Origin of the sequence: Halomonas sp. GT (assembly GCF_002082565.1) — a bacterium.
Taxonomy (GTDB): domain Bacteria; phylum Pseudomonadota; class Gammaproteobacteria; order Pseudomonadales; family Halomonadaceae; genus Vreelandella.
Genome location: NZ_CP020562.1, coordinates 2854903 through 2869313, shown reverse-complemented (window position 1 = coordinate 2869313; position 14411 = coordinate 2854903). Strand labels below are relative to the sequence as shown.

Here is a 14411-nt window from a genome sequence, read left to right as displayed (position 1 = left end):
GGCGCTTAACGCATTACGATGCCGCTTTCTTCGCGTTATCTTTGTTCCCATTATCTTTCTTCGCATTACCTTTCACAGCGTAAAACAGCGGGGCGTACAGCGCTTCCGTGAGTTCGGCAAAGGTGTGTTTTTCGTTGGCGGTGCGGTCGAAAAACAGTCGCTCGAAGCGGGGCCATTGGTGACCGAGATAAGGACTTTGGTCGGCTTCGCCGGTGGTTTTAAATCCGCTCTCATAGACTTTCTCGGCCGCGGCGTAGGCGTCGCTTTCCCTGCCTTTCTCAATCGCAATGTCAGGTGTGCCCAGTTTTGTCAGCCAAGCAAAGGCGGCTTGGGGAGCCAGCGGAAGCGGCACTTCCAGGCCGTGTTGCCAAGCGCTTAGCTGGGTTTCCAGGTGCGCGCGGGCGGTGTCGGCAGCGATAGGTTCCAGGGTGATGTTGCCCGCTTTGGAGAGCAGTTGGGTGGTCATCGGGCCGCTGAGATTGCCCGCAAGGTGGGCAACCCAGTGGCGTAGCAGCAGATGCCACTGGTACTTGTTGTTCTTGATCAGACTGCTGCTGAGTAATAACAGACGGCAGCGGTTGCCCGCGTCATCCTGGCGTAGCTCGCCCAGCCAATCTTCCAGCGTAATACCGTTACTGCCTTCCAGGTGAATGGCTGCTGGGTCACCTAGCGCAATCGGCCAAGCGCCCAAAGCATCTTCGTAGTCGCTGAACAGGGCTTCCATGGGTTCTGCTAAGGCATCGCGCATGCGCTCGCCAAAGGCACCCATGGCCAGTACACCTTGGCCCTGAAAACGCTCAAGGGCTGCGTGCAGTGCTTCAATGCGTGGCTCGCCACGATCAATGGCGTGGCGCTGGGCGGCGATCAGTTGGTCTTGTAGCTGCCAGTTTTGCAGGCCATCCAGGGCGAATGGTTCTTCGTCTAGCTCGGCAATCGCTTCCTGCTCGAAATACACCCCCAGCCGGGTATTGAAGAAGGCGCGTACTGGCTCGCGTAGGAATTGGCCCAATTGGCCAAGCGTCAGACTGGATGGGATGTTTTCCGGTGGGGGAAGTGTGGGGAGGGTAGCCTGAGGCGTGCGCAGTGCGTGTACCTCGCGCCATTCATGCGCATAGGTAAACAGTCGCGTGACTTGCGTGTTGGCATCAAAATAAACGCGGCTAAACGGCTGCAGCGGGTGCTCGGTAGTGAGCGCTTCCAACAGCGGCGTGCCTTTCTCGATCTGCCAGCCTGCTTCCAGGTGGTCACGCAGTTGGCCGACCAGCACCGAAGGCGGTAACGGGGTGTTGTCGATTTGGCTTCTGCCTACCCAGCTTATATAGAGCTGGTCGCGGGCGGAGAGCAGCGCTTCCAAAAACAGGTAGCGGTCGTCTTCCCGGCGGGAGCGGTCGCCGGGGCGGTAGTCACTGCCCATTAAGTCAAAATCTAACGGTGGCTGGGAGCGGGGGTACTCACCGTCGTTCATGCCCAGCAGGCACACGCGCTTAAACGGAATGGCGCGCATGGGCATTAGCGTAGCGAAGTTGACGGCACCAGCTAGAAAACGCTGGGAAAGACTGTGTTCATCAATCTGTGCCAGCCAGTGTTCGCGCACCATGGAGAGCGGCAGCGGTTCGTTTAACTGGGCTTCCTCGCTGCTTTCCAGCATTTGCTGCAAGCCGTTTTCCAGCTTGGTGAGCATCACGCTTTCTTGGGCGTCGTCGGTAAGAAAGAAGGTTTCCAGCAGCGTGCGTAGCCGCGCTACCCAGTTAGCGGCATCGGTGGGCTGGCAGAAGGTTTCCCAGGTCTCTTCGAGCTTTTCCAACAAGGTGGCTAACGGCCCGGCAAGGCCTGCTTCCAGCCCGCCGATGTCGTCAAACGGCTCGATACCTTGCCATGCGTGGCCTTCGCCCACTGTGTAGCCCAGCAGTAAGCGGCGCAGACCAAACGCCCAGGTATTTTGGCTTAGCCCGCCGGGAAGTTCGAGAGTCTGGCGCTGCTTGGCATTCAGCCCCCAACGAATTCCAGCGCCTTCCATCCAGCGCTCTAGTACCGGTAGGTCACGCTCTTCCAGCCCAAAGCGCTGGCGCAGAGCGGGTACATCGAGCAGATCCAGCAAATCGCTGACCGAAAGACGCAGCTCTGGCAGGCGCAGCAGCTTTTCTAGGGCAATCATTAGTGGCAGGCGGTGGCGACTGGCTTGGTCGGAAAGCGTATAGGGTATATGCCGCGGGTCGTCATTTTGTAGCTGGCCAAACACCGCGGCGATATGCGGCGCGTAGCGGTCGATATCTGGCACCATGACGATGATATCCCGCGGGCGCAGGTTGGGGTCGGCACTGAAGGCGGCCAGCAACTGGTCGTGTAGAATCTCAACTTCCCGCTGAGGGCCGTGGGCAATATGAAACACCATGGAGTCATCTGCCGAACTTAGCGCGGGCCAGTGAGTTTGGGTTTCCGCCACGGGGCGCAGTTCGCGAATATCATCTTGCAGTTGGCTGAGCAGGCAGTCGCGATCAACGCCGTTAAACGGCTCGAACATATCAATACGCAGCGCCTGCTGCTCAAACAATGTTTGATAATTGCCCGAATCGTCGTGTTCATCCAGCAGGCGCAGGTAGTCGCGGCCCTGCTTGCCCCAAGCGGCGAGTAGCGGCTGAGCGTGCAGATGTAGGGCATCGTCGGCGTCACCAGTGCCCAGTACATCCAACGCTTCGGGCATGCCGGTTTTGCGCCGCTGGCGGTAGCGGTTGGCGCGCAGTAAGTCTTTGTGCTCGATGATATCTGCCCAGTAGAACTGGCAGGGGTTGTGCACACACAGCACGATTTGGCAGCAGCGAGAGAGTGCCGCCAGGGCTTCCAGGGTTTGTTGGGGCAGCGATGAAATACCAAAAATAATCAGCCGCCGAGGCAAGCCGCGCGGGCAAGGCTGGCCTTCCAGCTGTTCTGTCGCTTTCAAAAAGCGCCGATGCACCTGGGCACGGCTACTGTTAAGGCCTGCATCGCCTTGGGTGGCGGCGACATCTTCGCGCAATATGCGCCAGAGCGCAGGCTGCCAGCGCTGGTGCTCTTCTAACGGGCGGGGTTCGCCCCGAGCGGTAATCAGTACGTCGTTACCGTTGGCCCAGGCATCCAGCCAGTCGGCGCGGTAAACCTGATACTGGTCGAACAAATCTGCCAGCCGCTCGGCCAGTTGGTAGTGTTTGCGCTGGTCGCGGTCGACTTCCAAGAACTGGGCCAGCGGCGCGAACACTTCCTGCCCAGCTAGCGTGGGCAGCAGGCGTAGCAGCCGCCATACCAAGCGCGATTTATCAAACGGCGAGGTTTCAGGCACCGCGTCGCCATCTTGATCTACGTGGGTGAGCACCGTGCGGTAGGCCTGCCATAAAAACCGCGCAGGCAGCATGACATCCAGCGCGGCGGCGATGCCTGCGCCGCCGTTTTCTGGGTCTTCCGCCAGCGCCAGCTTTAACCACTGCCCAATGCCGTTGCTCTGTACCAGAATGGTTTCGTTTTCCAGTGGTCCCAGCGGGTGCAAGCGCATCCACTGCACCGCCAGCCCGCGCAAGTCTTCCAGGCGATTAGCGTGCACCACCATAAAGCCAGGGGTAAGCGACGTTGGCGAGAATGGCGTTGGTGAGCAGTGTGAATTGGCAGACATGCGGTGGTGTTCCTTCGCGGCATTAGGCATTGGGAATAGCGCGTAGCGCTATGGTGCCATAAGTTAAGTGTCTTGCGGGATGCGCGTTATATCGCCAAGCTATGTGGATACCGTGCGTAAAGCGATGTGAGTCAAGCAAAGAGGAATTCCCCATGACCGAGCCTACTAATAATACCCGCCGCCATTCAGCCCAGGTGGTGGATGGCCCTGGCAAGGCAGCCAGCCGCGCAATGCTGCGGGCGGTGGGGTTTAACGATGATGACTTTACTAAGCCCCAGGTGGGCGTTGCCTCTACCTGGAGCATGGTAACCCCGTGCAATAGCCACATTGGTGAGTTGGCAGAGTTCGCCCGTGACGGTGCCGACGCGGCGGGTGGTAAAGGGGTGATCTTTAATACCATCACTATTTCCGATGGCATTGCTAATGGCACCGAAGGCATGAAGTATTCGCTGGTTTCCCGCGAGGTGATTGCCGATTCCATTGAAACCGTAGCGGGCTGTGAAGGCTTTGATGGGCTGGTGGCGATTGGAGGCTGTGACAAAAATATGCCGGGTTGTGTGATGGGCTTGGCGCGTCTGAATCGCCCCAGCGTGTTTGTGTATGGAGGCACCATTATGCCTGGTAAAGGCCATACCGATATCGTGTCGGTATTTGAGGCGATGGGCGCGCACTCCCGTGGTGATATTGATCTGATTGAACTCAAAAACATCGAAGAAACCGCGATTCCTGGCCCGGGTTCCTGTGGCGGTATGTACACGGCCAATACGATGGCATCTGCTATTGAAGCATTGGGTATGAGCCTGCCGGGTAGCTCGGCGCAGAACGCTATTTCCCAAGACAAGCGCGATGACTGTAAAGCGGCAGGTGAGGCCGTGCTGGCACTGCTGGCCAGTGACATCAAGCCTTCTGACATCATGACCCGCGAAGCATTTGAGAATGCGATTACTGTGGTAATTGCGCTGGGTGGTTCTACTAACGCGGTGCTGCATTTAATTGGCATGGCGCGCACTATTGGCGTTGAACTGGCGCTTTCTGACTTTACTGAAATTGGCAAGCGTGTACCGGTAGTCGCTGACCTGCGTCCCAGCGGCCACTATATGATGAGCGAACTGGTGGCGATTGGTGGTATTCAGCCGCTGATGAAAATCCTGCTGGATGCTGGGTTACTGCATGGCGACTGCTTAACGGTGACGGGTAAAACGCTGGCCGAAAACCTGGAAGAAGTTGAGCCTTATCCCATGGATCAGCAGATTATTGCGCCGCTGGGTAACCCGCTTAAAGCCGAAAGCCACCTGCGTATTCTGTTTGGCAACCTAGCACCGGAAGGTGCAGTGGCCAAAATTACTGGTAAGGAAGGTACACGCTTTAGCGGTTCCGCTCGGGTGTTTGGCTCTGAAGAAGAGGCCCAGGCGCGCATTAACGATGGCACCGTGGTGGCGGGCGATGTCGTGGTGATTCGTTATGAAGGCCCGAAAGGCGGCCCCGGCATGCGCGAAATGCTTACGCCAACGTCTGCGATTATGGGGCGCGGCTTGGGAAATGATGTGGCGTTGATTACCGATGGGCGTTTCTCCGGCGGCAGCCATGGCTTTGTGGTTGGTCATGTGTCACCGGAAGCCTTCGATGGCGGCCCGCTGGCGCTGGTGCAGGATGGCGATGCCATCACCATTGATGCGGAAGCCGACACCATTGAAGTGGACATCAGTGATGAAGAAATGATGCGTCGCCGCGCCGCCTGGCAGCAGCCAGAACCGCGTTATCGCAAAGGCGTGCTGGCGAAGTATGCCAAGTTGGTCAGTTCTGCCAGTACCGGTGCGGTAACAGACTAAGTGTAAAATGACTTAACTTCCTTTTTAACGTTAGGCATTAAACGTGTCATAAAGCAGTCAAGCGCAAGGCTTAATATAAAAGCCTTGCGCTTTTTCATTGGTAAATGGTGGGAACAATGGCTGAACTAGCATCGCCACGTGGGCGGGTAAGCGAAGTGTTTTGGGCGTTTTTGGCCTTGGGGTTGACCTCGTTTGGCGGGCCGGTGGCGCACCTGGGCTATTTTCGCACGGCCTTTGTAGAGCGCCGCCAGTGGTTAAGCGAAAGCGCCTACGCTGATCTTGTGGCGCTGTGCCAATTTTTGCCGGGACCTGCTAGTAGCCAAGTGGGCTTTGCCTTAGGCCTGATGCGCGCCGGGCCTTGGGGCGCGGCCATGGCGTGGCTGGCGTTTACGCTGCCTTCCGCCATAGTACTGGCGCTGTTTGCGTTTGGCGCGGCGGTACTGGATGGTCCGATTGCTAGCGGCATCATTCATGGCTTAAAAGTGGTGGCTGTGGCCATTGTGGCCCACGCGGTGTGGGGCATGGCGCGTAACCTATGCCCCGATCAAACCCGGGTGGGGATTGCGCTGGCGGCAGTGCTTGTGGTCGTCATGGTCAGCGGGCCGCTGGGGCAGGTCGCTGCGATTGTGCTAGGCGGTATCGCCGGGTTGGCACTGTGCCGCATGGTTGCCGCGGCTACGCCCAGCGAGCCACTGCAGTTTCCAGTATCTCGCCGTGCAGGCACTGTGGCGTTGGGGCTGTTCGCTGCGCTGCTGATCTTACTACCGTTGTTGGCAGGCAGCGCTGCGTGGCTAGCGGTGGCCGATGCGTTTTATCGTTCTGGCGCGCTGGTATTTGGCGGTGGGCATGTGGTGCTGCCGCTGCTGGAAGCGGAAGTGGTGCAATCCGGCTGGATTACCGCAGATGAGTTTTTGGCAGGCTATGGGGCTGCCCAGGCGGTGCCAGGCCCGCTATTCACCTTTGCAGCGTATTTAGGCGCGCTACTGCCCGGTATGAATGGCGTTGTTGGCGCGCTGCTGGCGTTGTTGGCGATCTTTATTCCTGGCTTTTTGCTGTTGGTGGGGGTGTTGCCCTTTTGGAATCACTTTCGCCGCTGGCAGAGCGCTCAGGCGTTGATGCGCGGCGCTAACGCGGCAGTGGTGGGTATTTTAGGCACGGCGCTCTATCAGCCAGTATGGACCAGCGCGATTATCGGGCCTTATGAATTTTTTCTGGCGCTGACGGGCTTTTTACTGCTGACCGTATGGAAGCTACCTGCGTGGATTGTGGTGATCGTCATCGCCTTGGGTGGGGTAGTGATCACGCTGTAGCGTCACTACCCCATCCACGTTACACCCGGCTCACTTTAACCGGTAAACCTTGACGCACGCTGGCACCGCTGATGGGCTCTAGCCATGTACCGCCTACCTCCCGTGTTGGGTCTTGAAAGCCTAGGTCGTTGATGTTGATGCCTGCGCGCATCCAGGGCATATCTGGCTGGGATTGACCGTCAATGACGTGTGGCGTGGCACCTAAATCTTTGTGCCCGTAGCCGTGTTCAATACCCAGTGCACCGGGTACAACGCTTTCGCTCACCAGAGCAAGCCCCACCACGCTGCCGCCTGGGCTTTCAATACGGATGGTGTCGCCATGCTGGATGCCGAAGCGCTCGGCATCTTGGCGGTGCATTTGCACAGGGTTATACGGCTTGATCATTCTTAGCCGCTCGTTACCAATGGCATAAGAGTTCATCAGGTTAGATTTGAATGAAAACGCTAGCAGCGGCCACTCCTGCTCTGAAAATACCTCACGCATGGGTTGCTTGTTGGCGAGCTGGGGCAACTTGTGGCAGGGCACGCCGCTGTTGGGTAACCCGTTAGTGGTATCAATGCTGGTGCCCACCGCTTCGTTGTAAATACACAGCGTTTTTTTCCACTGATGTTTCAGGTGTTCGCCAACAAAGTGTTCGCTGGCATCCTCGAAGCGCCCGCCCCGGGCGTAAAGGTAGGCAACGCGGCCGCGCTCGTCGGCTTTAAGTGTACGTTCGAGTTTGGGCAGTAGCGGGGCAATGCCGCCATGGGTAATGTCCGCGGCGTTCGCTTCTGGCAGTGGTTCATCTTGAAAGGCAATATTGGCGGCCGCCCGTAGGTAATAATCTTCAGCGCGGTTGAGCGGGTGAAGATTGCCGTCGGCATCGGGAATAGCGTTGTCGCCGAAGCCTGGCAGCCCTAGCCGTTTAGCAACGGCGATAAAGAAGCTGTCCATAGATACCGGCTCACCTTCAGCGGTTTTTTGCTGGCGGGGTTCTACCACTGGCCAGCAAGCGGTGGAGAGTTTACCCAGCGTGCCTTTCCAGGAGCCTGCAAAGCCCCATACTTCGTACATCACCGAATCAGGCACAATGTAGTCGGCATAGCGGTTGGTTTCGTTGATAAACCCATCGATTGCAACAAAGAGCCCTAACCGTTTGGGGTCTTTCAGCTTATCGACAATTACCCCTTTCAGGCCCGCTTGGCCATAAATTGGGTTAGCCATACAGCCAATCACCGCTTTGATCGGATAGGGGTAGCCATCCAATGCGGAAGGTAAGTGCTCGGTGAGCGTTGGCGGTGCCAATGAACGCCAGGGCGCTTTCGCGGGATAGGGGTTTTCGTCTGCCGCGACCTTGCGCTGGTACTCCGATGATTTCTCATAGGGAAAACGTGAACGGGAGAGAAACACGCCTTGGGGCCCACGTTTGCCAGGGAAGTTGGCGAGGTCGTAGCGGGGGCCTTCTCCGGTGCCGCTGTAGGTGCCGCCGCCCACGGCGCTGCCACCTTTCATATTGTAGTTGCCAGCCAGCAAGTTAAGCATTTGCACGCTAAACGCGGCGTAAAAGCCATTGCCTGACATCATGCCGCCGTGGCAGTTAACGGCAGCTTTTCTGCCATGGCTAGCATAACGTTGGGCAAGCTCGATAATCGTTGCCTTGGGAATGCCACAATGTTCAGCGTAGGTGTCCAGGTCGTACTGATTGGCGGATTCACGCAGCAGCGCTAGGCTGGTTTTGACGGTGACGGTGGTGCCGTCGGCAAGCTCCACTGGGCGTTCGGCAAACAGGTCCGCGGTCATTACCTCTTCGCATAGTGCAAGGTCGCCCTCTGACACCACGACGGGTAGGTCGGCATCGCTACCTGGCTCGGCAAAACCAAGGTCGCTGGCGCGCAAAAAGTAGCCTCGGCGCGGGTGCTCGAAGGTATCAATCACTAAATGGGTGGCATTGGAGTGAGTGGTTTCCCCTGCTGCATCGGCGGCGGCTTGACCGGGTAGTTCAAGAAATTCCTTTGCATAGCCGTGGTTATCCAATAGCCACTGAATAAGCGCCATGGCAAAGGCGCTGTCGGTGCCAGGGCGGATCGGCACCCAGCGGTTGTTGTCTGCGGCATGGGAAGTTGCAGAATTAAGCGCGGGATCCACCACCACATATTCCAGCGTGCCGGCGGCGCGTGCCTGTGCAAGCAAGCGGCCCTGGCGTTTAAACGGGTTGCCTGCCTGGCTGGGTGCGCAGCCGATATACATGATAAAGCGTGCGTTCTGTATATCTGGCTTTACGTGAGCATTAGTGACGATGTTGTTCATCACTGCCCCAGAGCCCATGCGGAACGCTAGGCCACAGTAAGCGCCATGATGACCATAGTTGCGGGTCGCAAAGGCGTTTAAGGTGAAGCGTTTAAGTAAATCCGAGCGCCCGTAGTCGGTGGCTTCCATGACCATCAGTTGATTAGCCTTGGGGCCGTACTCAGGGTTGTCGGGGTCAATCAGCGTGTCGTGGTCGCGAATGTCACGTAGGCCGTCTACCTGACCTTCACCGAACAGATCGCCTCCTTCGCAAATTTCCTCGATAAGTTGCTCAAACGATATTTTTTGCCACTCGCGACTGCCTCGTTCACCGACCCGTTTAAGGCAGTGATCAATACGGAACGGGTTGGTGATCTGGCTCATCATTGCGTTGCCACGGGCACACGCGGTAGAGCGGTTAACTTGCCCTTGTTCTTGGTAAGCACTCACGCTGCGTAATGCATCTGCCACCGGTGTGCGCATTGGCAAATGGTCATCGGCAGAAAGTGGATGATAGGGGTTGCCAGCTACTCGCAGCACTTCGCCACGCGTGTCATCGACCCGCACGCGCACACCGCACTGGGTGGTGCAGCCGTAGCAAATAGTAAAAGCGACCCGTTGATCGGGGGTGAGCGTTAGTTCGCCGGTCGCTAAATTGACACGATATTCAGGCGTTAGCGAATTGCCATGAATATTATGCTGCGGTTTTTCACCTGCGCTGCCGGTAATGCCTTTGGCCATTTTAGCCAACGGGTCGGCGTAGCCCACGGCAAAGGTAGCAGCACCACCAGCGGCAGCTGCACCTTTTAGAAAGCGACGGCGTGAGGGATCTTGAGCAGACTTAGCCATGACTAGGCGCTCCTTTGTTAGCAGTGAGTGGGGCGCGAGATGCAGCTTGGTCGTTGCCTGGTAGCTGACTGCCTTGTTGGGCCTGTCGCCATGGAATAAATAGCTCGATCAGTAAAATGGCCGCCAGCCACAGCCCGAAAGTGCCTACAATGCCTAAGATGCCGGAAGAGCCAGCAGGGATACCGTAGTGATGGAAACCTGCGCTGTTACGGGCTACATGTTGAACATCCATCAGCACTACCCAACGGAACATCCAGCCCATGTGGATTGCCACCAGGCCTAGCAACCATGCCCAGGCAAACAGTGCTGGCTGGCGCTGAGCCGAACGCGTTAACAGAAATACTACGCTGGCAAATAGCACAACGCCGGTAAGGCCACCCCAAAGTGCGGTGCTGCGCCAAGAGGGGCTGAAACGGACAGATTCCAATGCCGCCGCCACTGAGCCAACGTGGGCATTCAAGCCATCTAACAACCAACTGAGCGCGATAAGCCCCGCTAGCGCACAGAAGGCTAGCAGGACATAGAGCATCTGCCGGGTGGCGTCGGGCGCGCAGATTCTACTCACGCGGTTGAGGACCAGTATTAACCCAGCGGCGGCAATAAATCCGCTCGCTACCAGCATGGGCGGTAGCCAAATTGTGTTCCATAAGGGGCGAGCTTTGACGATAGCTAACTCCGCTCCGGTGTAGAGCATAATGCCGCTTGAGAGCATCAGCGCGGCCAACCCCACCAGGGCAACCAGTGCTTTGGGTGTTGCACCCCTGCCCATGCTCAGCCACTTGGCGATCAACCCGCTCAGCCCCGCTGCCTGTTGCCGAGCTTGCAGTGCGGGACGCCAAGCCAGCCAGGCGAAGCCTAAAACGCTGATCAGATACAGCGGCAGTACCACACTGCCAATCGACATCCACGAATGCGTATTGGCGTAGGCGTAGAAATGCCAAAAGCGCAGTGGCTGGTGTAGATCTGCCAATAAGGCCACCGGTGCGACTAACGTTGTGCTGACGCAGGCGATGAGCGCTAGACGTGCTGTAGGCAACCAGGATTGCTTGCCAAACACTAGTGCGGGCGCCGCCAGCCAAAGGCTTGCATAGGAGACCGCGATCATAAAAAAGTACTGAACTGCCCAGGGATACCAGGCGATGTCATAGCGTGGGGCGAGTAGTTCAATGGTGGAATTCATAGCCCATCTCCTGGCCGTGGGGGTCGAGCACTTCAAGCGCCACGGGTTCTGCCACGGGGCGTGTAGTGAATCGTTCGTCCATACCTAAATAGAACACTTGGGGAAGGGTGTTTTTTTCTGGCTGAAGCACCATGAGCGCGTCGCGGTGCTCGTTGATCAGACGGCTGATTTGGCTGTCTGGGTTGCGCATATCGCCAATAATGCGGGCGCCGCCCACGCAGCTTTCAACGCAGGCAGGCAGTAGCCCTGCTTCTAAACGGTGGGCACAGAAGGTGCATTTGTCGGCAGTTTGAGTGCGCTCATTAATAAAGCGGGCATCGTAGGGGCAGGCATTGACGCAGTAAGCACAGCCGACACAGCGGTCGCTATCTACGACAACGATGCCATCTTGCTGTTGATAGGTCGCCTCAACAGGGCAAACCGGAACACAGGGTGGATTTTCGCAGTGGTTGCATAGCCGCGGCAGCATAAACGTTGCCAGTTCGCCACTTTCATGGTGTTGCACTTCGTACTGAGAGACGGTGGTTCGAAATTGGCCAAGCGGTGCAGCATTCTCGATATGACACGACACGGTGCAGGCCTGGCAGCCGATGCATTGGCGAAGGTCGATTAGCATGCCGTAGCGTTTGCTAGAGTCGCCCTCGCGGCGGGCAGGCTGCTGATTAATGCCAGCTTGGGCAAGGCTGGCTGGGGCAAGGCTGGATAGCGGGACTAGCGCAGCGCCCGCGCTTAGTCGGGCCAACTGGCCTAGTAACGACCGGCGTATGGCGTCCATAACGCCTCCTTAGCTAATAAAAATATCGCTGTTATCAACGTCGCTAATAAAACGTCGTTGCTACAGGCGAATGAGGTGAATACGCTAAGGTTACGCCTTTGGTATTATAAAAAATTGATGCGTGTCAATGAGTTAGAGGGGGTTTCTTAATGCTCCCTTAATCTTAAAACGCTAATTATCTGTTTTGAAACAAAAACAGGCCTGCCCACTGGGCAAGCCTGTTAACAAACAAAAGGGATGAATGATCACGTTAGGTAGCAACTGTTGCTATGGCGTCTCCAGCTCTAACGTGCGACGCAAGACATTGAGTTCATCAACATCTAGGTGCTCTAGCCTTCCGGCGAGCAGGTCGCTGATCTTTTGTACTGGAAGCCCCGCCCGGCGGGCTATTTCGCGGCTTCCCAGATCTGATACGGCGATCAGGCGGGTAATGATACGCATGAGGCGCGTACGTTTTTCTAAGTCCCTGACATCAAGGTCAGGGCTGCTTCGCGGAGGATCTAGCGTTTCTGCGTGAGCAGTTGAGTATGCCGTACTCATGGGACTCCATCAGTCTGAAATGACAAACACACAATGCCGCCAAGTCGCGCGCTTTTCAATGCTACTTTGATTAAAATTTCGATCTATTTACAAACGCGCTCTAAGCGACTAGCTCTGGTAGACTATGCGCCTTCTAATTTCCTGGTGAGCCGCTTGCGGCACACGGCACATTAAACGCTTGATTGCTTTAGTAGGCCCTTTGGCCGAGGAGTTTTTGCATGTCAAACAGCGCACCCAAAGTGGGCGTGATCATGGGGTCAAAATCTGATTGGCCCGTCATGGAACACGCGGTGGCGATGTTAGAGCGGCTGGGCGTCCCTTATGAGACTCGCGTCGTCTCCGCTCATCGTACCCCTGACTTGTTGTTTGATTATGCTAAAAGCGCCGCTGAACGTGGCCTGCAAGTGATTGTGGCAGGAGCGGGCGGTGCCGCCCATTTGCCCGGCATGGTGGCTTCCCAAACGGCGTTGCCGGTTCTGGGCGTGCCAGTAGAATCCAAAGCGCTTAAAGGCTTGGATTCATTGCTTTCAATTGCGCAGATGCCTGGTGGAATCGCTGTTGGCACACTGGCGATTGGTAAACCAGGGGCGACCAATGCAGGCCTGTTGGCAGCACAGATTGTCGGTTTGCAAGACACCACCGTGCGTGAAGCGGTCGAGGCTTTCCGCGCTGAGCAAACTCAAATGGTGCTGGATAACCCAGACCCTCGTCCCGATGCGGAAGCGAACTAAGGAGTCCTGGTAATGAACTCTGGCATCTCAAAGAACATCGGTGTGCTAGGTGCAGGCCAGCTTGGTCGCATGCTGGCATTGGCTGGCTATCCGCTAGGTAATCGCTTCACGTTTTTAGACACGACCGGCAACCCCAGCGCGGGCATTGGCGACGTGATTGTCGATCCCAACAACCAGCATTTGGCAGAATTTCTCGATAAGGTCGATGTAGTGACCTATGAGTTTGAGCATCTGCCCGTAGCGCTGGTTGAGCAAATTGAGCAGCACAAGCCCGTTTACCCAGGAAGCCGCGCAATTGCGGTGTGCCAAAACCGTGTTGAAGAGAAAGCCTTATTCGACCGCTTGGGTATTCCTACACCGGCTTACCGCGTCGTTGAGAGTGCCGAACAGCTTGAAGCGGCAGCGAATGAATTGGGCTGCCCCGTGGTCGCCAAATCAGTGACTGAGGGGTATGACGGTAAAGGGCAAGCGGTGCTGAAAACGCCAGAGCAGGCTGAAGAGGCATGGAAGAGCATTGGTCACCGTCAGCTGATCGTTGAAGCGTTTGTCGATTTTGTACGGGAAGTCTCGATGATTGCCGTGCGCGGTCGTGATGGGGATGTGGTGTTTTATCCCATGGCGGAAAATCAACACGTAGATGGCATTTTGCGCTATTCCGTTGCGCCGCTACCGGATTTAGCTGCCAGCGTTCAAGAGACAGCCGACAGCTACATTCGCATGCTGTTAGATGAACTTGATTATGTTGGCGTGATGGCGTTGGAGTTATTCCAAACGCGTGATGGCAGCCTCTTGGCTAACGAGATGGCTCCACGCGTGCATAATTCTGGCCACTGGACGATGGACGGTTCGGTGACGAGCCAGTTTGAAAATCATCTGCGCGCTGTGCAAGGCCTACCGCTTGGCAGCACCCAAGCCATTGCGCCTACTTGCATGGTGAACGTCATTGGCCAGGAAGGTGACAATGCCGCGATGCTGGCGATTGGCAATACTCACTTGCACCGTTATGACAAGGAAGAGCGTGCAGGGCGTAAGCTGGCGCATGTGAATGTCGTCGCTGACACGCATGCCGAGCTGCTTGAAAAAGTGCGTGCTTGCCAGGCATTACTACCTGATGCACCGCCGGTGGCGTGGAGTTTTGAAAGCTCACTATAGCCTCGTATTGCTTAACAGCCGCTCAAATGGAGCGGCTTTTTTATTGCATGTTTAGGCTACTTTTACTTGGTAAACGTGCTAAAAGAGATACTAAAGGAATAGTTTGAATGAACGAATAAGATTGGTTTATAAGCCAGCT

General features: G+C 56.6%; 9 protein-coding genes. 4 read left to right on the top strand and 5 right to left on the bottom strand.

Annotation, left to right across the window (positions count from 1 at the left end; translation table 11 throughout):
* Positions 1-13: 13 nt before the first annotated feature.
* Positions 14-3640 carry an exodeoxyribonuclease V subunit gamma gene (recC, locus tag B6A39_RS13235; protein ID WP_083006437.1) on the bottom strand — a complete coding sequence of 1209 codons (3627 nt, stop codon included), beginning with the start codon at positions 3638-3640 and terminating at the stop codon, positions 14-16.
* A gap of 152 nt (positions 3641-3792) precedes the next feature.
* Between recC and ilvD the strand changes: the two genes are divergently transcribed.
* A complete protein-coding gene (gene ilvD, locus B6A39_RS13230; protein ID WP_083006435.1) occupies positions 3793-5469 on the top strand; it encodes a dihydroxy-acid dehydratase in 1677 nt (558 codons plus the stop codon).
* A 116-nt stretch (positions 5470-5585) separates the two neighbouring features.
* Positions 5586-6779 (top strand): chromate efflux transporter, encoded by a 1194-nt coding sequence (chrA, locus tag B6A39_RS13225; RefSeq protein WP_083006433.1) that lies wholly within the window; start codon positions 5586-5588, stop codon positions 6777-6779.
* 19 nt (positions 6780-6798) lie between these two features.
* Here the strand turns inward: chrA and B6A39_RS13220 are convergent, their stop codons facing one another.
* The 4 genes from B6A39_RS13220 to B6A39_RS13205 all read right to left on the bottom strand — a co-directional run bounded on the left by B6A39_RS13220 (position 6799) and on the right by B6A39_RS13205 (position 12389).
* Positions 6799-9894, bottom strand: a complete 3096-nt coding sequence (locus tag B6A39_RS13220; protein ID WP_083006431.1) for a molybdopterin dinucleotide binding domain-containing protein — start codon at positions 9892-9894, stop codon at positions 6799-6801.
* The gene (gene nrfD / locus B6A39_RS13215) at positions 9887-11074 is read right to left on the bottom strand and encodes an NrfD/PsrC family molybdoenzyme membrane anchor subunit (protein WP_083006429.1); all 1188 of its coding nucleotides are present in this window, start codon (positions 11072-11074) and stop codon (positions 9887-9889) included. Before nrfD ends, B6A39_RS13220 begins: the two co-directional genes overlap by 8 nt.
* On the bottom strand, positions 11058-11849 hold the full coding sequence (dsrO, locus tag B6A39_RS13210; protein ID WP_083006426.1) for a sulfate reduction electron transfer complex DsrMKJOP subunit DsrO: 792 nt from the start codon (positions 11847-11849) through the stop codon (positions 11058-11060). Before dsrO ends, nrfD begins: the two co-directional genes overlap by 17 nt.
* Positions 11850-12116: 267 nt before the next feature.
* Positions 12117-12389: an XRE family transcriptional regulator gene (locus tag B6A39_RS13205; protein ID WP_038477068.1), complete on the bottom strand. Its 273-nt coding sequence runs from the start codon at positions 12387-12389 to the stop codon at positions 12117-12119.
* Between the two features lie 218 nt (positions 12390-12607).
* Here B6A39_RS13205 and purE point away from each other — a divergent pair, with 218 nt between their 5' ends.
* A complete protein-coding gene (gene purE / locus B6A39_RS13200; protein ID WP_083006425.1) occupies positions 12608-13120 on the top strand; it encodes a 5-(carboxyamino)imidazole ribonucleotide mutase in 513 nt (170 codons plus the stop codon).
* Between the two features lie 12 nt (positions 13121-13132).
* Positions 13133-14272, top strand: a complete 1140-nt coding sequence (locus tag B6A39_RS13195; protein WP_083006423.1) for a 5-(carboxyamino)imidazole ribonucleotide synthase — start codon at positions 13133-13135, stop codon at positions 14270-14272.
* The last annotated feature ends 139 nt before the right edge of the window (positions 14273-14411 follow it).

Excerpts from the sequence above, each read along its gene's own strand:
- recC (WP_083006437.1), bottom strand. The coding sequence starts at position 3,640 with ATGTCTGCCAATTCACACTGCTCACCAACGCCATTCTCGCCAACGTCG.
- ilvD (WP_083006435.1), top strand. The coding sequence starts at position 3,793 with ATGACCGAGCCTACTAATAATACCCGCCGCCATTCAGCCCAGGTGGTG.
- chrA (WP_083006433.1), top strand. The coding sequence starts at position 5,586 with ATGGCTGAACTAGCATCGCCACGTGGGCGGGTAAGCGAAGTGTTTTGG.
- B6A39_RS13220 (WP_083006431.1), bottom strand. The coding sequence starts at position 9,894 with ATGGCTAAGTCTGCTCAAGATCCCTCACGCCGTCGCTTTCTAAAAGGT.
- nrfD (WP_083006429.1), bottom strand. The coding sequence starts at position 11,074 with ATGAATTCCACCATTGAACTACTCGCCCCACGCTATGACATCGCCTGG.
- dsrO (WP_083006426.1), bottom strand. The coding sequence starts at position 11,849 with ATGGACGCCATACGCCGGTCGTTACTAGGCCAGTTGGCCCGACTAAGC.
- B6A39_RS13205 (WP_038477068.1), bottom strand. The coding sequence starts at position 12,389 with ATGAGTACGGCATACTCAACTGCTCACGCAGAAACGCTAGATCCTCCG.
- purE (WP_083006425.1), top strand. The coding sequence starts at position 12,608 with ATGTCAAACAGCGCACCCAAAGTGGGCGTGATCATGGGGTCAAAATCT.
- B6A39_RS13195 (WP_083006423.1), top strand. The coding sequence starts at position 13,133 with ATGAACTCTGGCATCTCAAAGAACATCGGTGTGCTAGGTGCAGGCCAG.